This is a genomic window from Massilia timonae (genome assembly GCF_001866515.1).
GTDB classification, from domain to species: domain Bacteria; phylum Pseudomonadota; class Gammaproteobacteria; order Burkholderiales; family Burkholderiaceae_D; genus Telluria; species Telluria timonae.
Window position 1 is genome coordinate 255,241 of the sequence record NZ_JRYB01000001.1, and the last position, 19,663, is coordinate 274,903.

At 61.9% G+C, this 19,663-nt stretch carries 16 protein-coding genes and 2 tRNA genes; 9 read left to right on the top strand and 9 right to left on the bottom strand.

What is annotated here, in order from left to right; translation table 11 throughout:
- Positions 1-337: 337 nt before the first annotated feature.
- The gene (locus LO55_RS01140; protein ID WP_071360120.1) at positions 338-838 is read left to right on the top strand and encodes a hypothetical protein; all 501 of its coding nucleotides are present in this window, start codon (positions 338-340) and stop codon (positions 836-838) included.
- 981 nt (positions 839-1,819) lie between these two features.
- Positions 1,820-2,542, top strand: a complete 723-nt coding sequence (locus LO55_RS01150) for a hypothetical protein (RefSeq protein WP_083415080.1) — start codon at positions 1,820-1,822, stop codon at positions 2,540-2,542.
- A 121-nt stretch (positions 2,543-2,663) separates the two neighbouring features.
- On the opposite strand, the gene LO55_RS01155 is transcribed toward LO55_RS01150, so the two are convergent.
- Both LO55_RS01155 and acs read right to left on the bottom strand, forming a co-directional pair.
- Positions 2,664-2,754: transfer RNA gene (locus LO55_RS01155), tRNA-Ser, on the bottom strand.
- A gap of 251 nt (positions 2,755-3,005) precedes the next feature.
- Complete coding sequence (acs, locus tag LO55_RS01160; protein WP_071360123.1) at positions 3,006-5,006, bottom strand: acetate--CoA ligase; 2,001 nt, start codon at positions 5,004-5,006, stop codon at positions 3,006-3,008.
- A gap of 252 nt (positions 5,007-5,258) precedes the next feature.
- On the opposite strand from acs, the gene LO55_RS01165 reads away from it, so the two are divergent.
- The 6 genes from LO55_RS01165 (at position 5,259) to LO55_RS01190 (ending at position 10,962) form a co-directional block, all read left to right on the top strand.
- The gene (locus LO55_RS01165) at positions 5,259-5,861 is read left to right on the top strand and encodes a TIGR00645 family protein (RefSeq protein ID WP_005668665.1); all 603 of its coding nucleotides are present in this window, start codon (positions 5,259-5,261) and stop codon (positions 5,859-5,861) included.
- A 62-nt stretch (positions 5,862-5,923) separates the two neighbouring features.
- Positions 5,924-7,459 carry a fumarate hydratase gene (locus LO55_RS01170; RefSeq protein WP_005668663.1) on the top strand — a complete coding sequence of 512 codons (1,536 nt, stop codon included), beginning with the start codon at positions 5,924-5,926 and terminating at the stop codon, positions 7,457-7,459.
- Between the two features lie 13 nt (positions 7,460-7,472).
- Positions 7,473-8,342 (top strand): glutamate racemase, encoded by an 870-nt coding sequence (gene murI / locus LO55_RS01175; RefSeq protein WP_071360124.1) that lies wholly within the window; start codon positions 7,473-7,475, stop codon positions 8,340-8,342.
- A 75-nt stretch (positions 8,343-8,417) separates the two neighbouring features.
- Positions 8,418-8,493: transfer RNA gene (locus LO55_RS01180), tRNA-His, on the top strand.
- A gap of 64 nt (positions 8,494-8,557) precedes the next feature.
- Positions 8,558-9,226: a pentapeptide repeat-containing protein gene (locus LO55_RS01185; protein ID WP_071360125.1), complete on the top strand. Its 669-nt coding sequence runs from the start codon at positions 8,558-8,560 to the stop codon at positions 9,224-9,226.
- Positions 9,227-9,393: 167 nt separating this feature from the next.
- Positions 9,394-10,962: a sensor domain-containing diguanylate cyclase gene (locus tag LO55_RS01190; protein WP_071360126.1), complete on the top strand. Its 1,569-nt coding sequence runs from the start codon at positions 9,394-9,396 to the stop codon at positions 10,960-10,962.
- Positions 10,963-10,972: 10 nt separating this feature from the next.
- Here the strand turns inward: LO55_RS01190 and LO55_RS01195 are convergent, their stop codons facing one another.
- The 4 genes from LO55_RS01195 to dusA form a co-directional block, all read right to left on the bottom strand.
- On the bottom strand, positions 10,973-11,389 hold the full coding sequence (locus LO55_RS01195) for a YXWGXW repeat-containing protein (RefSeq protein WP_071360127.1): 417 nt from the start codon (positions 11,387-11,389) through the stop codon (positions 10,973-10,975).
- A 213-nt stretch (positions 11,390-11,602) separates the two neighbouring features.
- Positions 11,603-11,947, bottom strand: a complete 345-nt coding sequence (locus LO55_RS01200) for an energy transducer TonB (protein WP_071360128.1) — start codon at positions 11,945-11,947, stop codon at positions 11,603-11,605.
- Positions 11,948-12,041: 94 nt separating this feature from the next.
- Positions 12,042-13,811: a methyl-accepting chemotaxis protein gene (locus LO55_RS01205; RefSeq protein ID WP_083415082.1), complete on the bottom strand. Its 1,770-nt coding sequence runs from the start codon at positions 13,809-13,811 to the stop codon at positions 12,042-12,044.
- A 354-nt stretch (positions 13,812-14,165) separates the two neighbouring features.
- The gene (dusA, locus tag LO55_RS01210; RefSeq protein WP_071360130.1) at positions 14,166-15,200 is read right to left on the bottom strand and encodes a tRNA dihydrouridine(20/20a) synthase DusA; all 1,035 of its coding nucleotides are present in this window, start codon (positions 15,198-15,200) and stop codon (positions 14,166-14,168) included.
- Between the two features lie 195 nt (positions 15,201-15,395).
- On the opposite strand from dusA, the gene LO55_RS25620 reads away from it, so the two are divergent.
- Positions 15,396-15,992, top strand: coding sequence for a hypothetical protein (locus LO55_RS25620; protein WP_177185492.1), 597 nt, complete (start codon positions 15,396-15,398; stop codon positions 15,990-15,992).
- A gap of 357 nt (positions 15,993-16,349) precedes the next feature.
- Here LO55_RS25620 and LO55_RS01220 read toward each other — a convergent pair whose 3' ends face one another.
- From LO55_RS01220 to LO55_RS01230, 3 genes are all read right to left on the bottom strand, one after another.
- On the bottom strand, positions 16,350-17,645 hold the full coding sequence (locus LO55_RS01220; protein ID WP_005668645.1) for a PQQ-dependent sugar dehydrogenase: 1,296 nt from the start codon (positions 17,643-17,645) through the stop codon (positions 16,350-16,352).
- A complete protein-coding gene (locus LO55_RS01225; protein ID WP_005668643.1) occupies positions 17,642-18,073 on the bottom strand; it encodes a DUF2231 domain-containing protein in 432 nt (143 codons plus the stop codon). The genes LO55_RS01220 and LO55_RS01225 overlap by 4 nt, the downstream gene beginning before the upstream one ends.
- 199 nt (positions 18,074-18,272) lie before the next feature.
- Entirely contained in the window at positions 18,273-19,370 is a 1,098-nt protein-coding gene (locus tag LO55_RS01230) for an NAD(P)/FAD-dependent oxidoreductase (RefSeq protein ID WP_083415084.1), read from the bottom strand.
- Between the last annotated feature and the right edge of the window lie 293 nt (positions 19,371-19,663).

Consider the following 19,663-nt stretch of genomic DNA (forward strand, 5'->3'; position numbering starts at 1 on the left):
CTCCGTGAGCTGCTCCACGACTCGCCCGAGCCGACAGTCGACCCGTTCAGGATCTCCTGCTCGGTGAGGGCCACGCGGGTGGCACTGGTAGTGCTCGTCGACCACCAGCATATCCCGCATCCTCAGGGCGTACTCAAACGCATCGGGTTGCTGCGGTACTGTTTGAGATCGATCGGCTTCCCGTCCGCGAGATCCTGGGTAATCTTCGAAATTGATGAGTTACCTCATGTACGCTGGGGCATACCCTAATGGACAAGTGGCGTGATAATCGGGCGGCTCCGATATACAAGCACCTGATCATGACGTAGTCTTCCAGATTTCAGCAAACGAACTCATCATGGAACTGACTCTTACTGATGGAATAGCAGGACTTGCTCTGCTTGTGGCGATACTGTCTGCTGTCTCCTCTGGGAAATCCGCAGACAGCGCGGAAAGCTCCGCAGCTAGTGCCAGGAAGGCAAATGAGCTGGCACAACATAACGAGCGTCTAGCGATCTACAAGAGTCTTCAAAAATTCAGCTTTGAACTTCATGCTCGCGGGACTGAACTTCCAGATACTGCGCTTTGGGAGTTCTACGATGCCGCAAACATTAGCGAGTTCTACTATCCCCAAGTGGTAGCGAAGCAGCTTGTCGATATCGCGGATGCTGCCAACAAATACCTCGCAATGCGCGACCTTTGGAGGGGCTACCGGGAAGGGGGCGCATCCCAAACTGAAAGTGCGCGAAACGCATTGAAGTCTCTCCACGAGCGTGGCCCCGCACTACGTAAGCAGTGCAAAGAAGCGGACGAGGCGCTCCGAGCATACCTGCGGCTGGAGGCAAAGCCTGAGGAGTAACGGAGCGAGTGAGGTAGGCGGTTAGAGCTCGTGATGAAGGCCGGAGGGGGTACCGGGGGGGAATGGCCGGTTGTGCACCTTGTGTTGCCCTCTCAGATTTTTTTCGCGAAATATTTCGCCCTCGGAAGGTTGTTGATTCTGGGGCGACCTTGCACGAAACTCAGACGAAGGGAGCGGAGGAGCCTAGTTGCGCTCAACAGTTCCAGCTACGGAACAGTTGCAAACCTGCTCGACAGTCTTTCTTTCCAACAACACGCCTGCCTGCTAATCGTATTGCCTTTTCGATCTGACTAGGCGGATGCAATGACTGAGAGAAGCGCGCAGGAAAATGAGGGGGTAATGGATGGGCAGATCGGAAGGCCACTTGATGCCGAGGCCCTTGCGGTAATCGACGGGTACTTGCACGCGCTTCACCAGTATCAGTCCATACGGCGAACCATATCGGCGCAGGAAGTGATCTTCCTCCTTCACTTTGCCAAGGAAGAAGGCCAAACACTTGCCGAGTTGAGTCGAGCGTCGGACATACCAACCACCACACTCACTCGCTACCACCATTTGCTGTCGAGAAAATACGGGCGCAAGTCACATGGGCTTATTCACGGCTTTAGGTCTGTGCAGGACAGCCGCAGACTACAGGTGGTACTAACTCCAGACGGCCGTCAGTTCTTTCAGAGGTTGGAACGGCTGTGATGGGGTGGAGAAACAGGGTTTATCAGATGATAAGCCTATGCATAACACTGAGCAGAGCGCGTATCATTTCATTTCCTATCAACTACTCTGCCCTGCATGATCACAATCAATACTGATAAGGGACTGGTGAAAGTAGCCAGTTGGGATGACGTAACTGGCCGCGCAGGTTTCAGAGACAATCTAGACCCCAAAAAACACGAACTGGGGTCGATCATTGGGCGCTACCTCTTTGGCGATAAGGTTCGATGCGGACTTTCTGATTGTCATACTCCGCACACGCGAGGATACCTGGTGACCACCAAAGATGGCCTAGAGACCAACATCGGAAAGGACTGCGGTCGCAACTACTTTGGAGTCGAATTTGATGAGCAGGCGCGAAAGTTTGAGCGCGACATAGCGGAGAAGGACTATCGCGAAACGCTATGGACGCTGCGGTTTGCATTGGAGGAGATAGAGAATCGGATCGAATCGTTACGTGGTGGTGACTTCGGAGCGCGCTGGGTCCACAAGCACGTGACGTCGTTACGTAACCCAGGGCGCATACCTGTTGCAATCACTCGGACGCTGGACCAGATGGTCCGACAAAAGAGTGGGCGACTGACCTTGCCACGTGAGGCTACTGAAGCTGAGATCGAGCGCATAGCAGAGGCACAACGCAAGAAGGATTTACCTAGGCCCCACTACATCGACGAACCGGCAGGAGAGATTCGGGGGATCGAAGCGATGTACGCCGATCACGACTTACGTGAGCTGCTTACTGTGCAGCTTGAGGAGGAAATCAAAGTCTTCAAAGAAGTCGACATTGACGCACTACCGTTCAAGGATCTTGGCCGCTGGAACAAGTGGGAGCAGACAATCGAAAGGACGCTGGATACAGCCAAGGTGTCCGTTGCTTTTGGCCGCCAGCTCCTAACTCAACGCAACCTAGCACCCCTCGTCCGCAAAATAGCTCCACCTAATCCTCAGGAAGAAGAACGCTTCGCACAGTTTCTTGCCCAGCTTCCCAAGGGTTAGCTCGAAACAGAAAAAGCCCCTTTCGGGGCTTTATCAGTGTCAATCAACGGGTGGTTTTGGGGTGTAGTTAGACACACTCTAAAACCTCATAACCTGTTGATTCTAAACCTTTTTATGTCTGTGGCGGAGAGAGGGGGATTCGAACCCCCGATAGGCTATGAACCTATACACGCTTTCCAGGCGTGCGACTTAAACCACTCATCCATCTCTCCTGATGGGTCGACGTGGGAACACCACGAAGCCGCCTATTATAGCAAGTATTCCCAGCAGTACAAGGCCGACAACGGTGCTGGACACGTAGATCGCGAAGCCAAGCAGAGTCGACCGCGTGGACGGCGAAGCCGTCCATGCCACGTTCACGCGCCACGAGCACAAAAAAATGCCCGCCCCTCTCCCGAGTAAGCGGGCAAGCCTTGCGTCAGCCTTGTGGGCCGGCGCAGGCAGGTTGCTCAGTGATTGTAGCTCACGCCGATTCCTTCAACTGCTCCAGAATGGCCGGATTCTCGAGCGTCGACACGTCTTGCGTGATGTTCTCACCCTTGGCCAGCACGCGCAGCAGGCGGCGCATGATCTTGCCGGAGCGGGTCTTCGGCAGGTTGTCGCCAAAACGAATCTCCTTCGGCTTGGCGATCGGCCCGATCTCCTTGCCCACCCAGGCGCGCAGCTCGTTGGCCAGCTTTTTCGCTTCCTCGCCGGTCGGACGCGCCTGCTTGAGCACGACGAAGGCGCAGATCGACTCGCCCGTGGTCTCGTCCGGCTTGCCCACCACCGCCGCCTCGGCCACGATCGGGTTGGCCACCAGCGCCGATTCGATTTCCATCGTGCCCATGCGGTGGCCCGACACGTTCAGCACGTCGTCGATGCGACCGGTAATGGTGAAGTTGGCGGTGTCCTTGTTGCGGATCGCGCCGTCGCCGGCCAGGTAGTATTTACCGCCCAGTTCTTCTGGGAAGTAGCTGGTGCGGAAGCGGTCCGGGTTGTTCCAGATCGTGCGGATCATCGACGGCCATGGACGCTTGACGACCAGGATGCCGCCCTGCCCGTTCGGCACGTCGGCGCCGGCCTCGTCCACGATGGCGGCCATGATGCCCGGCAGCGGCAAGGTGCAGGAACCCGGCACCATCGGGGTCGCGCCCGGCAGCGGGGTGATCATGTGGCCGCCGGTCTCGGTCTGCCAGAAGGTGTCCACGATCGGGCAGCGCTCCTGGCCCACATTGCGGTAGTACCACATCCAGGCTTCAGGATTGATCGGCTCGCCGACCGAGCCGAGCAGGCGCAGGCTGGACAGGTCGAAGTTCTTCGGATGGACCTTCTCGTCCAGGTCCGAGGCCTTGATCAGCGAACGGATCGCGGTCGGCGCCGTGTAGAAGATGCTGACCTTGTGCTTCTCGACGGTCTGCCAGAAGCGGCCGGCGTTCGGGAAGGTCGGCACGCCCTCGAACACCACTTGCGTGCCGCCGACGGCCAGCGGGCCGTAGGCGATATAGGTGTGGCCGGTGATCCAGCCGATGTCGGCGGTGCACCAGTAGACGTCTTCGGGCTTGAGGTCGAAGGTCCACTTCATCGTCAGCGCGGCCCACAGCAGGTAGCCGCCGGTGGAGTGCTGCACGCCTTTCGGGGTGCCGGTCGAGCCGGACGTATAGAGGATGAACAGCGGGTGTTCCGCATCGACCCATTCAGGTGCGCAGTCGGCCGACTGGCCCTGCACCAGCTCGTGCAGCCAGATGTCGCGGCCTTCCTTGAAATTGATGTTGCCGCCGGTGCGCTTGTAGACGATCACGTCCTTGACGGTGTCGCAACCGCCCAGGCCCAGCGCTTCGTCGACGATGGCCTTGAGCGGCAGCGCCTTGCCGCCGCGCTGCTGTTCGTCGGCCGTGATGACGGCCACGGCGCCGGCGTCGATGATGCGCTCCTGCAGCGACTTGGCGGAGAAGCCGCCGAACACCACCGAGTGGGTCGCGCCGATGCGGGCGCAGGCCTGCATCGCGGTCACGCCTTCGATCGACATCGACATGTAGATGACGACGCGGTCGCCCTTCTTGATGCCGCGCGACTTGAGCGCGTTGGCGAATTTGCAGACGCGCTCGTGCAGTTCGCGGTAGGTGACCTTGGTCACCGCGCCGTCGTCGGCCTCGAAGATGATGGCGGTCTTGTCGGCGTTGCCATTCTCGAGGTTGCGATCGAGGCAGTTGTACGAGGCGTTCAGCTGGCCGTCGGCGAACCATTTATAGAATGGCGCATTCGATTCGTCGAGGGTGGAGGTGAACGGCTTGTGCCAGTCGAGGTGCTCGCGCGCCAGGCGGGCCCAGAAACCTTCGTAGTCGCTGGCGGCTTCGGCGCACAGTTTTTCGTAGGCGGCCATGCCATTGATGGTGGCCTTGTCGGCAAACTCTTTCGGCGGTTGGAACACGCGGTGTTCCTGCAGGCCCTGGGTTTGCTCTTGGGTTGTCTCGTTATCGGCCATACTAGTCTCCATATTAATGTAGTAGGTTATGCCAGATACCATAGGGGGGCTCGCTTACTGAGCCCTTACATGGAAACTCCCTGAGGCGGGTCGGTATTGACTGCGCTTGCCCGCTCTTGTCCCCACTTATTCTAACGCCAGCCGTTGCAATGCGTGCAAGTGACGTGAGCGCGCCGCTGCGCGCCCCACCTCATCGACAAGCTCCGGTGTAGAATGCTGAGCTGAATTTTCGCCTCCCTGGAGTTTTCTTCCGTGTCCGCCCTAGAACCAAGCAAGCAAGTCCGCAAGCTGTCCCCACTGAGTAACCTGATCTTCGCCAGCCGCTGGCTGCAGCTGCCGCTGTACCTCGGCCTCATCCTGGCGCAATGCGTCTACGTGTTCCACTTCTGGGTCGAACTCGTCGACCTGATCGGCGCCGCCATGGGCAACGTCGATTCGCTCAACCACATCATCGACGCCGTCGGCCTGTCCGGCAATCGTCCGCAACGCCTGACCGAAACCGTCATCATGCTGGTCGTGCTTGGCCTGATCGACGTGGTCATGATCTCGAACCTCCTGATCATGGTGATCGTCGGCGGCTACGAGACCTTCGTCTCGCGCATGCACCTGGAAGGCCACCCGGACCAGCCGGAATGGCTGTCGCACGTGAACGCCTCGGTCCTGAAGACCAAGCTGGCGATGGCGATCATCGGCATCTCGTCGATCCACCTGCTCAAGACCTTCATCAACGCCGCCAACTACGACGAGAAGACCCTGATGTGGCAGACCCTGATCCACGTCGCCTTCCTGGTGTCGGCGCTGGCGATCTCGTGGACCGACCGCATCACCACCATGACGCATCACGACAAGCACTGAAGCACCAGCAGTAACACAACGATAACGATACTCCGACACTCCATCACGAGAGATTTCCCACCATGGCAACCGTCATTACCCAGGAAGACCTGATCGAATCCGTCGCGGCCGCGCTGCAGTACATCAGCTACTACCATCCGGCCGACTATATCCAGCACCTGGCACGCGCCTACGAGACCGAGCAAAGCCCGGCCGCGAAGGACGCGATCGCCCAGATCCTGACCAATTCGCGCATGTGCGCCGAAGGCAAGCGTCCGATCTGCCAGGACACCGGCATCGTCAACGTGTTCCTGAAGGTGGGCATGGGCGTGCGCTTCGAAGGCTTCACCGGCTCGGTGACCGACGCCGTCAACGAAGGCGTGCGCCGCGCGTACAACTTCGCCGACAACAAGCTGCGCGCCTCGATCGTGGCCGACCCGCACTTCGAGCGCAAGAACACCAAGGACAACACCCCGGCCGTGGTCCACATGGAACTGGTCGAGGGCGACACCGTGGACGTCAAGCTGGCGGCCAAGGGCGGCGGCTCCGAAAACAAGACCAAGTTCGTCATGCTCAACCCGTCCGACTCGCTGGTCGACTGGGTGATCAAGACCGTGCCGCTGATGGGCGCCGGCTGGTGCCCGCCGGGCATGCTCGGCATCGGCATCGGCGGCACCGCCGAGAAGGCGATGCTGATGGCGAAAGAGTCGCTGATGGAAGACATCGACATGTACGAGCTGCGCCAGCGCGGCCCGCAAAACAAGCTCGAAGAGCTGCGCATCGAGCTGTGCGACAAGATCAACGCGCTGGGCATCGGCGCCCAGGGCCTGGGCGGCCTGACCACCGTGCTGGACGTGAAGATCAATATGTACCCGACCCACGCGGCCTCGAAGCCGGTGGCGATGATCCCGAACTGCGCCGCCACCCGCCACGCCCACTTCGTGCTGGACGGCTCGGGCCCGGCCTATATCGAACCGCCGGCGCTGTCGACCTGGCCTGAAGTGCACTGGACCCCGGACACCGAGAAATCGAAGCGCGTCGACCTGAACACCCTGACCAAGGAAGAAGTCGCATCGTGGAAGCCGGGCCAGACCCTGCTCCTGAACGGCAAGATGCTCACCGGCCGCGACGCCGCGCACAAGCGCATCCAGGACATGCTGGCCAAGGGCGAAAGCCTGCCGGTGGACTTCACCAACCGCGTGATCTACTACGTCGGCCCGGTCGATCCGGTCGGCAGCGAAGTGGTCGGCCCGGCTGGCCCGACGACCGCCACCCGCATGGACAAGTTCACCGACATGATGCTGGAGAAGACCGGCCTGATCTCGATGATCGGCAAGGCCGAGCGCGGCCCGGCGGCGATCGAATCGATCCAGAAGCACAAGTCGGCCTACCTGATGGCGGTCGGCGGTTCGGCCTACCTGGTCTCGAAAGCGATCAAGTCCGCGAAAGTCGTCGGTTTCGAAGACCTGGGCATGGAAGCGATCTACGAGTTCGACGTGACCGACATGCCGGTCACCGTCGCCGTCGATTCGACCGGCACCTCGGTCCACAATACCGGCCCGAAAGAATGGTCGGCCAAGATCGAATCGCTGAAAGGCGTGCCGGTCACCGTCGCTTGATTCGAACAGAATCATGACTCTCCCCGACGCTCCGGTTGGCATCTTCGACTCGGGCGTCGGCGGCCTGTCGGTGCTGCGCCACATCCAGGCGCAGCTGCCGCACGAACACCTGCTCTACCTGGCCGACACCGGCTTCGCCCCCTACGGCGACAAACCCGAACACATCGTCGTCGAACGCGTGCTGGCGATCGGCGATTTTCTATTGGCGCAAGGCGCGAAGGCGCTGGTCGTGGCCTGCAACACCGCCACCGTGGCCGCCGTGCGCGAACTGCGCGAACGCCACCCCGGCATGCCCATCGTCGGCGTCGAACCTGGCCTGAAGCCGGCGGCAAGCCTCACCCGCAGCGGCAAGGTGGGCGTGCTGGCCACCGAGCGCACCCTGCGCGGCGCCAAGTTCCTGCAGCTGCGCGACCAGATCCACCGCGATTCAGGCGCCGAGTTCCTGCTGCAGCCCTGCGTCGGCCTGGCCGACCAGATCGAGTTCGGCGAACTGGATTCGACCGCCACCAGCGCGATGCTGAAGCGCTTCATCATGCCGCTGCTCACTGAAGGAGCAGACACGCTGGTGCTGGGCTGCACCCACTACCCGCTGGTGCGCGCCTCGATCGAGCGCCTGCTGAAGGATGCCGGCCGGCCGGACGTGGCCCTGGTCGATACCGGCGACGCCGTGGCGCGCCAGCTCGCGCGCCTGCTGGCCGGCGCCGGCCAGCTACGCGCACAAGGCACCATTCCCGCCAGCCTGACCGGCTACACCAGCGCCAGCGCGACCGCCCTGACGGCGGCATTTCGCAGCCTGCTGGGCATCGATCCGCCGGTGCACGAGGTGGCGCTGCCCCTGCCGGCGGGCTGGCCGCCGGCCCCGGCATCCGGAGTGCACATTTAAATTTGCCAGTTTGAGATGAAGCCCTTATAATCTCGTTCTGTCTCGGCAATGCAGAGATAGAAAAGAAAGTCAGTGGTGGCTGTAGCTCAGTTGGTAGAGTCCAGGATTGTGATTCCTGTTGTCGTGGGTTCGAGTCCCATCAGCCACCCCACCGAATTCATGAAAAAGGTCACCTGCTCCGGCACGTGGCCTTTTTTGTTTTGCGAAGAACCAGCATGCAGATTGTCGAACAAACCCTCTCCCGCGCGGACGTCGAAGCGGCATTGCCGCACGCCCCGCTCGTCTTCCAGGAGTGCGACCTCGACGGCGCCGACCTGTCGCGCCTCGACCTGCGCAACTGCACTTTCATCAGCTGCAGCATCGCCGAGGCCTCGTTCTACGCCGCCAAGCTGGGCCAGACCACCTGGCAACGCTGCCGCGGCCGGCAAGCCGACTTCGAAGCGGCCGACCTGACCGACGCCCGCTTCCAGGGCTGCGACTTGAACAACAGCAGTTGGCGCCGCGCCCACCTGGCATCCCTTGCCTTCAAGGGCTGCAAGCTGACCGGCGCCAACTTCGAGGAAGCGGCCCACCTCGGCCTGGCGTTCGAGGATTGCCTGCTGGTCGGCGCCGACCTGCGTCGCATGTCGTTCCGCAAGGCGAAACTCATCGGGCTCGATTTCGGCGACGCCGATCTGGCCGCCTGTGACTTTCGCGACGCCGTGTTCGAAGGCGGCAGCCTGCGCGGCGCCAACCTGAAGCAGGCGCGCTTCGACAACGCCGACCTGCGCGAAGCCGACCTGAGCGGCATCACCCTGGCCGACATCAAGCTGTTCCAGGGCGCCTGGATCACGCCGCGCCAGGCCGCCGAACTGGTCAGCGAGCTGGGCTTGCGTGTGGCCTGAGCGTGCTTTACATTTGGCGTCAATACCGCGACACAGATGTAAAAAACGCCAACTTGACAGCTGGATAATGCTTGATGTGGGACAATCGGTGAGTTTTCCATAAGAAATTCGAGTCGCCGTTCTTGAATGACGGATTGCAGGCATCGCGCACGGCGGCTCCCCGATTTATGCCAGAAAAGCGTACCGCCCCCGAAATCTCCCGCCTGACCGCCGAAAAACGCCCTGCAGTGCGCAACGCCGTGCTGTTCGTGGCCGCGCTGTGCCTGTTGCTGCTGACCATACAGGTCTCGGACGGATGGCGCGCGCGCAAGGAGCGCCTGGCGGAGGTGGCCGTCGCCACCACGAATATGTCGCACGCGCTGGCGGCCCAGGCCGAGAGCGCGGTGCGGGTGGTCGACACCGTGCTGGCCGGCGTGGTCGAGCGGATCGAAAACGATGGCATGACGGGCGCAGGGCGCCCACGCCTGCAACTGCACCTGAAGAATATGGTGGCCCAGGTGGAGGAGTTGCATGGCTTGTTCGTGTTCGGCCCCGATGGCCATTGGCTGATGACCTCGCAGGACCGCATCCCGTTGTATACGGTCGACGACCGCGAGTATTTCCAGTACCACCTGAACAATCCCGACCGCTTCATCCACGTGGGCAAGCCGGTACGCAGCCGCTCCAACGACGAGTGGGTGCTGCCCGTGTCGCGCCGCCTCAATAATCCGGACGGCACCTTCGGCGGCGTCGCGCTCGGCACGATCCGCATCGCCTACTTCTCCACTCTCTACAAGACCTTCGACGTGGGCAGCAATGGCGTGATCATGTTGACCCTGGACGACGGCACCATGGTGTATCGCCTCCCACACAACGACATGCTGATCGGCACCGATACCAGCAGTGGCCCGGTGCACCGGCTGTTCGAGAGCTCCGGCCCGGCCGGCACCGCGATGCTGCGATCGAAGATCGACGGCATCGAAAGGCTGTACAGCTACCGCCACCTGGAAACGTATCCGCTGATCGTCGCCACCGCGCAGAGCAAGCACGACATCCTGGAAAAATGGCTGAAGTCGATGCTCGGCCAGGCCGTCATCACCCTGGTCGCCATTGGATTCCTGCTTTATTTCGGCCGCCGCCTGGTGCGCCAGATTGTCATCCGCGACCACCTCGAGCACGAACTGGTGCAGGCGCGCGAACTGCTGCAGGAGCATAACCGCGCGCTGACGGTCCTGGCCGATCACGACGGCCTGACCGGCATCGCCAACCGGCGCCGCTTCGAGGAAGCCCTGGACGTGGAGTTCGCGCGCGCGGCCCGAAGCGGCGCACCGCTGTCGCTGTTGATGCTCGACGTCGATTACTTCAAGCGCTACAACGACACCTATGGCCACGTGGCGGGCGATGCCTGCCTGCGCCAGGTGGCGCAAGCACTGGAAGGTTGCCTGGTGCGGCCGGCCGACCTTGTCGCGCGCTACGGCGGGGAAGAATTCGTGGCGCTACTGCCGGATACCGATCCGACCGGCGCCAGGATGGTGGCCGAACGGATCCGCCAGGCAGTGATGGCGCTCGGGATTGCGCATGTCGGCAATGGCCCTGGTGTGGTGACCATCAGCGCGGGCGTGTACACCAGCGGCGCCGGTGGCGGCATGGCGACCGACAGCGCCACCGCGCTGTTGGAGCGGGCCGACGCCCTGCTCTATCGGGCCAAGCAGTCAGGCCGCAACCAGGTGTGCGGCGGCGATCTCGCCGCACCCTGAGCGCCTGTCATCAATAGCGGTTAGGATTGTTCGGGCGGGCGTCGTGGCGGTTGGGGACGCCGTCGCGATCGCGGTCACGGTCACGGTCACGGTGGACCGCTACCTGGCGCGACTGGTGCCAGCCGCCGCGCTCGAGATGCCAGCCATTACGGTCCTGGCGCCATTGCGCGCGCTGGTAGGCATAGCCCGGACGTACTTTCTCCCAGTGGCCGGCGACCCATTCGTGACGGCGGCCGTTCCAGTCCCAGTAACCCGACACCCATTCGAAGCCGCGGCGCGCGGCCGGCACGGTTTCGCGGCGGGGCGCCGGCGGCGCTTTCTTGATGACGATGACTTCGGCCCGCGGATGAGCGGCCTGGGCCTGCACTGGCGCGAATGCTGCGCTGCCGATCAGGATGGCGGCGGCGGTGGCAAGAATGGTTTTCATGGTGCTCTCCGTTTCGGTTGGTGTGAGACTACTATAGCGAGACGGGACGCCAAAAAGATGAACTGAAGGAAGTCTTTACAGTCGATACATGCCGCTACAAATTTGTAACAGCGAAACGAAAATGGCGGGAGAGCGAGAAAGCGGTGGTGCGCAAAAACAGGCGCCGCAAAAACACAGCCGGCTATGGAAGCCGGCTGTGTAAAGGGGAAGGATTTAGTCGAGCTTGAAGGCGTAGTCGACCTTGGTCCAGGTCTGGGCCGGTGCGCCATCCTTGGTGCCCGGCTTGAACTTGCACGAGGTCAGGCCCTTGACCAGTGCGCGGTCCAGGTTCTTGAAGCCGCTCGACTTGTCGATCTTCGATTCCGCCACGGTACCGTCCGCATTGACCAGGAACGATGCCGAGGTCGTGCCCTGCTCTTCGTTCATCAGCGACGACTTCGGATATTCGATGGCGCACTTCTTCGGATCGAACGATGCCGGGGTTTCGGCGGCGAAGCTGGCGCTGGCGGCGCCGGTCAGGGTCAGTGCAACGAACAGCTTGGCGGACAGGTTTTTCATGATTTCCCCAAATAAGGTTTTTAAGAGTTAAATGTCGTGATGCGTGCTGCGCGCCGCCCGACTGGCCGGCGCAGGATTGCTCGATACTGCGTGCTTAGAATTCTTCCCACTCGTCGTTGCCGACGGTGGCAGCTGCCTTTTTCGGCTTCGGCGCGACTTCCGCCTCGTCCGGATTCACCGCGGCGCTGGCGGCGACCGGCTTTTTCGGCGCCGGCGGTACGGGACGCTTGGCGGCCGGACGGACCACCACCGCGGTGGTGGTCGCGACTGGCGCCTGCGCCTCGAATTGGAACTGTTCACCCTCTTCCAGCTTGAAGATGCTGACCACGCGGGCCAGTTCGCCGGCCTGGTCTTGCAGGCTCTGGGCGGCCGCGGCGGCTTCTTCCACCAGCGCGGCATTTTGCTGGGTCATGCCATCCATCTCGATGATCGAGGTGTTGACCTGGGCGATGCCGGCGCTCTGTTCGGCGCTGGCGTTGGCGATCTCGCTCATGATGTCGGTCACGCGCTTGACGCTCGACACCACTTCATCCATCGTCACGCCGGCCTGGCCGACCAGCTTGCTGCCGCGCTCGACCTTGGCGACCGAGTCGTCGATCAGGGTCTTGATCTCTTTTGCCGCCGCAGCCGAACGCTGGGCCAGGTTACGCACTTCGGAAGCGACGACCGCGAAGCCACGGCCCTGTTCGCCGGCGCGGGCCGCTTCGACCGCGGCGTTCAGCGCCAGGATGTTGGTCTGGAAGGCGATGCCGTCGATCACGCCGATGATGTCGGCGATCTTGCTGGCCGAGCCATTGATCTCACCCATGGTGCCGACCACTTGCGACACCACGTCGCCGCCCTTGCGGGCCACGTCCGACGCGGCGGCAGCCAAGGCATTGGCTTCACGGGCGTTGTCGGCGTTCTGCTTGACGGTCGAGGTCAGCTGTTCCATGGCCGATGCGGTCTTTTCCAGCGAGCTGGCCTGCAGTTCGGTACGCGAGGACAGGTCGATGTTGCCGGCGGCGATTTCACGCGAGGCGGTGCCGATGGTTTCGGTGCCGCGGCGCACCTGAGCCACGATGTCCACCAGGCTGTTGCGCATTTCTTTCATTTCGACCAGCAGGCTGCCGCGGTCCGATTCCTTGGTGTCGATGGCGATCGACAGGTCGCCGTGGGCGATGCTGCCGGCGATCTTGGCGGTGTAGCCAGGCTCGCCACCGAGCTGCTTGAGCAGGCTGCGGGTGATCACGACGGCGGCCGCCACGCCCAGCACCACGGCCAGGGCCAGCAGGACCAGCATGAAGTTACGGGCATTGTCGAACGCCGCTTCGGCATCGGCCTTGGTCTGGGCGTTCTGTTTTTCTTCCTGGGCGGCCAGCGCGTTCAGGGCGTCGGTCCACTTGCGCTGCACCGGACGCACTTCGCGCACCATGACGCGGGTGGCGTCCATGGCGTTAGCGGCCAGATAGAGTTCGGTGGCGCGGGCGATCGCCGGCATGGCGGCGGTTTCATGTTCCTTGATCTGGGCCAGCAGCGCCTTTTCGTGGTCGTTGCCGTTCGATGCGAACAGGGCAGTCAGCTTGCGCTGGGTTTCGTTGTACTGCGCGGTCTGTTCCTTGAACTTGGCGATCTCCGGTTCCATGTCGGCCGGGTCGGCCATCAGGGTCAGGACGCGCAGCGACTGCAGGCGGTCATTGACGTTGTTGCGCATCTCGATCACGAGGCCGGTCGACACATTGCTCACGCTGACCACATGGTCAAGGCGATCCTGGATCTGCGCCATGCGCAAGATACCCACTACAGCAACAGCCACCAGCAGCACCAGGATCAGTGCGAAACCGAGGGCCAGACGGGTACCGACCTTCATGTTGTTCAAATTCATTCGTGTTTTCCCTGTAACTTATTGATCGAAACTCGCTCGGAGAGACAAGCGCCGTGCGAAGCGCGTCTGAAATCATTGTTTCTTCACGATTTCAGGTGTTTCCGACAGGATAAATCAAGATTTCATGTCGCTAGTCAGAAAATCTCTTGCTCGACCGAATTGTTTCGGCACAACAACAGGATTGATACAGTGCAACATTGGAACAGGTCTGCATTATGGAACGGCTATTTCCACACAGCAAGCAATTTTGAAACTTGCGTGGTCGTTTCGACAACCAAATGTATCGATTTGTCGACAGGAAATAAAAAAAGGCGTGCCTCAGCATGCCTTTTTGTTACTTTTGGATAGATTATTTCAGGCCGCAGCCGGCATCCTGGCGGCAGCTTCAAGGAGCAGGCGCGGATCGCCCAGCGCCAGCTTCTTCGAGTCGGACAGGGTCTGGCGGAAAGCACGGGCGCCCGGCAAGCCCTGCATCAGGCCCAGCATGTGGCGCGTGATGCTGTTGAGCTTCAGGCCCAGCGGGCCGTACAGGCGCAACTGCTCCTCGATATACGGAATCATCGCTTCCAGCACCTCGACCCGCGAACGAGGGCGACCGGCACCGGCGTCGCCATAGAAGCGGCGGTCCCAGTCGGCCATGGTCCAGGGATTGTGATATGCCTCGCGGCCCAGCATCACGCCATCGACGTGTTCCAGGTGCAGCGCGATTTCGTCGTCGCTCTTGATGCCGCCGTTGATCAGGATCTCGAGGTCCGGGAATTCGCGCTTGAGCTGATAGGCGACCGCGTAGCGCAGCGGCGGGATCTCGCGGTTTTCCTTCGGCGACAGCCCTTTCAGGACGGCATTGCGGGCATGCACGATGAAGGTCTTGCAGCCGGCGTCGGCGATGGTGCCGACGAAATCGCGCACGAAGCCGTATTCCTCGTCGTAGTCGATGCCGATGCGGTGTTTTACCGTCACATCGATCGAGACCGCGTCGCGCATCGCCTTCACGCAATCGGCCACCAGCTGCGGCTCGTTCATCAGGCAGGCGCCGAACGCGCCCTTCTGCACTCGCTCGGACGGGCAACCGCAGTTGAGGTTGATCTCGTCATAGCCCCATTGCTCGCCCAGCTTCGAGCTCTTGGCCAGATCAAGCGGATCGCTGCCGCCCAGCTGCAGGGCGACCGGGTGCTCGACGTCGTCATAGCGCAGGTGGCGCTCGACGTCGCCATAGACCAGCGCGCCGGTGGTGACCATCTCGGTGTACAGCCAGGTGTGGCGGGTGATCTGGCGGTGGAAGACGCGGCAGTGGCGGTCGGTCCAGTCCATCATGGGGGCGACCGATAAACGGCGCGATGGCTGGACGGAGGTTGGGGCGATGCCTGGAATGGTCGAGGTGATGCTCATGCTGAGAGGGGTGGTCGCCAGTAAAAAGACGACAGATACTGTCGGGAACCCGCAATGATAAGCCAAAGCCGCCCGGACCGCACACTTGGTGTGGAACAGTTTTGTAAACACGCCTCTCTTTACTAGCGGACGGTCGGCTCGCGTATAGCCGGTGGCATACCGCGAACGCTCCAGGATCGTAGGCAAGGTGTCGTAATGGGCCGGGCCACTAATAGCGCGATTCAAGCGAACGCGAACAAACCCAAGCCGTCTGCCTATATTGGCGAAGTGATGCACAACTGCTTCGTCCAGCCGTCGATTTTCAGTCACACCTGTGTTGTCGCCGTGTCCTGCGATAGCATCAACTTCTGCGGCCATGCTCTGCTACACATCGGCGGCACCGGCTGGTACTTCTACGTGGCCGGATTCAACGAAGTTCCGCGCTTCATGAACGAGGCCGGATACAAGCGCTACCTCAAGGAAGGGGGTAAGTATGAAATCCGCCGCTGGGCCGTACCCATCCGTAATGCTCTCGGGGCGCATCGAAAGCTCGAAGAACTGCTGTCCAAACGGTGGCAATGGCTACTCTTACCCAGCAACTGCGTGTCGTTCGTGGAAGAGATTGTGTTTGCTGGAGGCTCGAATGCCCACTTGCATTACAACTGCCCACGCTGGAAGCCTTCAAATGAAAATCACACTCATCTCCCTTGCCGCCGCATTCGTGACGGCTGTGCTTGTGTATATCGCCATGCTCATGTTTGCGACGGGCGTTTACGTCGAGACAGTCGGGACATCATCGTTTTTCATCCATAGGTGCGGGGATCGCTACAGCACTGGTTCTGAAACTGCGTTCAAGCAAGCATAGGGTATGACGGAACGTGCACACAGCAAGCTCGACAACTGCATACCAAGTGCACACGGCTTCAGATAAAGCCTATTTCTAGAAGATTAAGTCTACAAGCCGCTGCAGGGGCCGAGCGAGCTGGGAATCCAGGGCCTGCTCGCGGATCGGGGCCGCGTCGATGACTTGAACAAGATGGAAGTGCCCACGACGCCGCCGACTGCTACTTCGATGGCCTGCTGAAGTTCCTGTGCGGCGCGCCCGCACGCGCGCCACTCAAGCCGCGCTCATTGCGCAGCTACTGAATGGCGCACCCGCGGGCGATCGCATCAACGGTTGCGCGTCACCCGCCACACGGTATTGGCCAGGTCGTCCGCGACGATCAGAGCGCCGCGCGGATCGACGGTGACGCCCACCGGCCGGCCGCGCGTCTTGCCTTCCTCGGTACGGAAGCCGGTGACGAAGTCGATCGGTTCGCCGGCCGGACGGCCGTTGGCGAACGGTATGAAGATCACCTTGTAGCCCACCGGCGGATTGCGGTTCCAGCTGCCATGCTCGCCGACGAAGGCGCCGTTGGCGAATTTCTCGCCCATCACCGGCGACGAGAAATGCAGGCCGAGCGCGGCCACGTGCGAGCCGAGGCTGTAGTCCGGCTTGATGGTGGCCTTGACCTTTTCCGGGTCGCCCGGCTTGACGCGCGGATCGGCGTTCTGGCCCCAGTAGGCGTAGGGCCAGCCATAGAAGCCGCCTTCGCGCACCGAGGTCAGGTAATCCGGCACCAGGTCCGGTCCCAGTTCGTCGCGCTCGTTGACGACCGACCACAGCTGCCCGGTTTCCGGGTTGATTGCCAGCGCCGTCGGATTGCGCAGGCCCGTCGCATAGGGTTTATAGGTGCCGGCAGTGGCGTCGATCTGCCACACCATGGCGCGGTCGACTTCGGCTTCCATGCCGCGCTCGGTGATATTGCTGTTCGAGCCGATGCCGACATAGAGATAACGCCCGTCGGGGCTGACGGTCATCGCCTTCGTCCAGTGGTGGTTGATCGCGGATGGCAGCTTGGTGATCGTGGTCGGCGCACCACCGGCCTCCGTCTGGCCTTCCTGGTAGTCGAAGCTCACCAGTTCGTCCTGGTTGGCCACGTAGATCTTGTTGTTGGCAAACGCCAGGCCATACGGGGCGTTCAGCTTGTCGGCGAACACGGTCTTCAGTTCGTACTGGCCGTCGCCGTCGGCATCGCGCAGCAGGGTCAGGCGGTTGCCGCTCTTGACCTGGGTATTGCCCTTGGCCTTGATATAGCCGGCGATCACGTCCTTCGGCTTGAGCTTGGCCGCATTGCCGCCGCGGCCTTCGGCTACCAGGATGTCGCCATTCGGCAAGACCAGCGTCTGGCGCGGGATTTGCAGATCGGTCGCGATGGCCGTGACGCTGAAGCCTTCCGGCACGGTCGGCTTCTGGTCGCCCCAGGGCGACGGTTCGGCGATCTTCATGCTCGGCAAGATGCCGCGTTGCGGCTCCGGCAGCGTCGGATCGGCGCCGCGCGACAGCGTCTTGGCGCCCTCGCCTTCGGTGCAGGCGGCCAGCAGCAGGCTCACGCCCAGCATCACCAGTGTGCTCGATCGCTTCATGGCGCACCTCCCACGCGTGGATTGAGGCCGACCCAGGCCGCCAGGCAGGCCAGGACGAAGACGATGGCGGACAGCACCAGGCCGGCCGGCATGACGGCCCAGGCATCCTTGGCGTGCTGGAAGGCGTTGAACAGCCCCAGCGCCCAGGTGGCCAGGAGCAGCAGGAAATAAGTCAGCACATGGCCCTTCTTGTGCGGCGCCCGGATCAGGTTGACCAGCGCAAACACCAGGGCCAGTCCGCTGAACAGCTCGGCGCCCGCGATCAGCCAGGACGCAAAATTGCTCCACTGGATCTGGTAGGTGTTGTAGTAGGCGAGATCGCTCAGCAATGCGCCCAGGAAGAGCGAGACGCTGCCCGCAAGCAGGATGGTATGAAGCGTGCCCGGCGCGCTGCGGTATGCCGGGTTCGCTGTAACGACAGTCGACATCGGATTGTCCTTGATAGTGATTGTGTTATTCAAATCATATCGAGTCGATCGATGTCCTGGCGCATGGTTGAGCCAGCGTTCAATTTCCATGAAAACTTGCGCGACGGTGAGGATGAAGCCGATGCCGGGTATCAGCCCGCTCTTGGTGCGCAGCCAGCACCAGTCCAGGATGCGGGCCGATCGACGCTTTTCTTTTCGCTCAGTCGAACACCGGCGTCTCCACACCCAGCAATTTGTGGATCTTCGGCGACGTCGTCGTATACAACATGTGCGTCTTTTTGTCGGGGAAGACATAGGCCGCCGCGCCGAAGGCCGCCAGCGCCGCCTCGTGAAAGCCCGACAGGATCAGTTTCTTCTTGCCGGGATAGGTATTGATGTCGCCGACGGCATAGATGCCCGGCTCGCTGGTCTCGAACGTCGCGGTATCGCGCACCCGCAACTGGCGCATCTCCATGTCCAGCCCCCAGTCCACGATCGGTCCCAGCATCGGCAGCAGTCCGAAGAACACCATCAGGACGTCGGCCGGCACGCGCCGGGTGACGCCGTCGCCGCCGGCCACCTTCACTTCGGACAGCCGGCCGCCCTGCACGTCGAAGCCCGTGACCTGGCCGGAGATGAACTGCATCTCCTGCGCCTCGCACAGCTGCTTCATCTTCGCGATCGAGGCCGGGGCGGCGCGGAAACCGTCGCGTCGGTGCACCAGCACCACCGATGCGGCCTTGCCCGCGAATTCCAGCGCCCAGTCCAGCGCCGTATCCCCGCCCCCGCAGATCACCAGTTGCCGGCCGTGGAAGCGCTCGGGGTGCTTGACCCGGTAGAACAGCTGGCTGCCCTCGAAACGGTCGATGCCGGCCACTTTCAGCTTGCGCGGCTGGAAGGCGCCGACGCCGGCCGCGATGATGACCGTCCTGGCGATGAAGCGCGTGCCGAGCGAGGTCTCGAGGTCGAAGCGGCGGTCGGCGCGCCGCTGCAGCAGCGTGACTTCCTGCCCCAGGTGGAAGGTCGGCGCGAACGGCGCGATCTGCCGCAGCAGGTTGTCGGTCAGTTCGCGCCCGGTGAGCACAGGCGCCGCCGGGATGTCGTAGATCGGCTTGTCCGGGTACAGCTCCATGCACTGCCCGCCCACCGCGCCCAGCGAATCGATCACGTGGGCGCGGATATCCAGCAAGCCCAGTTCGAAAACCTGGAACAGGCCGACGGGGCCGGCGCCGACGATCACGGCGTCGGCTTCGATGGCGCCGCCCGACGCCTGGAATGGGGGCCTGGAAAGATGGGTCGTTTCAACTGGCTTGTTTATGTTTGCTCCTTCTGCCGGCTTGGCTGCATGGTGTCGTCGATGCGCGTAAAACGCGATGGCGCCGCCGGCGCCGGGCGCTTGCCGGGCAGGCGGACTTCGACTTTATAAATCCTCAAGCTCACTTGAGGTCAAGGAAAAGCCGCCGTCCCGCCCCGCTTGCCACTGTTGCGCCTGGCCGGCAATCTCGTCCTTTATGCCAATAAACAGACGACAAGGAGGAATCGAGCAATTACAATCGTCGTTATTTCCCACGGGCAAGCAAACAGCTGCTGTAGCGCTGACGACATCCCATG

What these genes read in the sequence shown, in the direction of transcription:
- LO55_RS01220 (WP_005668645.1), bottom strand. Translation starts at nt 17,645, where the DNA reads ATGAAGCGATCGAGCACACTGGTGATGCTGGGCGTGAGCCTGCTGCTG.
- acs (WP_071360123.1), bottom strand. Translation starts at nt 5,006, where the DNA reads ATGGCCGATAACGAGACAACCCAAGAGCAAACCCAGGGCCTGCAGGAA.
- LO55_RS01195 (WP_071360127.1), bottom strand. Translation starts at nt 11,389, where the DNA reads ATGAAAACCATTCTTGCCACCGCCGCCGCCATCCTGATCGGCAGCGCA.
- LO55_RS01140 (WP_071360120.1), top strand. Translation starts at nt 338, where the DNA reads ATGGAACTGACTCTTACTGATGGAATAGCAGGACTTGCTCTGCTTGTG.
- LO55_RS01190 (WP_071360126.1), top strand. Translation starts at nt 9,394, where the DNA reads ATGCCAGAAAAGCGTACCGCCCCCGAAATCTCCCGCCTGACCGCCGAA.
- murI (WP_071360124.1), top strand. Translation starts at nt 7,473, where the DNA reads ATGACTCTCCCCGACGCTCCGGTTGGCATCTTCGACTCGGGCGTCGGC.
- LO55_RS01205 (WP_083415082.1), bottom strand. Translation starts at nt 13,811, where the DNA reads ATGAATTTGAACAACATGAAGGTCGGTACCCGTCTGGCCCTCGGTTTC.
- LO55_RS01170 (WP_005668663.1), top strand. Translation starts at nt 5,924, where the DNA reads ATGGCAACCGTCATTACCCAGGAAGACCTGATCGAATCCGTCGCGGCC.
- LO55_RS01200 (WP_071360128.1), bottom strand. Translation starts at nt 11,947, where the DNA reads ATGAAAAACCTGTCCGCCAAGCTGTTCGTTGCACTGACCCTGACCGGC.
- LO55_RS01185 (WP_071360125.1), top strand. Translation starts at nt 8,558, where the DNA reads ATGCAGATTGTCGAACAAACCCTCTCCCGCGCGGACGTCGAAGCGGCA.
- LO55_RS25620 (WP_177185492.1), top strand. Translation starts at nt 15,396, where the DNA reads ATGGGCCGGGCCACTAATAGCGCGATTCAAGCGAACGCGAACAAACCC.
- dusA (WP_071360130.1), bottom strand. Translation starts at nt 15,200, where the DNA reads ATGAGCATCACCTCGACCATTCCAGGCATCGCCCCAACCTCCGTCCAG.
- LO55_RS01225 (WP_005668643.1), bottom strand. Translation starts at nt 18,073, where the DNA reads ATGTCGACTGTCGTTACAGCGAACCCGGCATACCGCAGCGCGCCGGGC.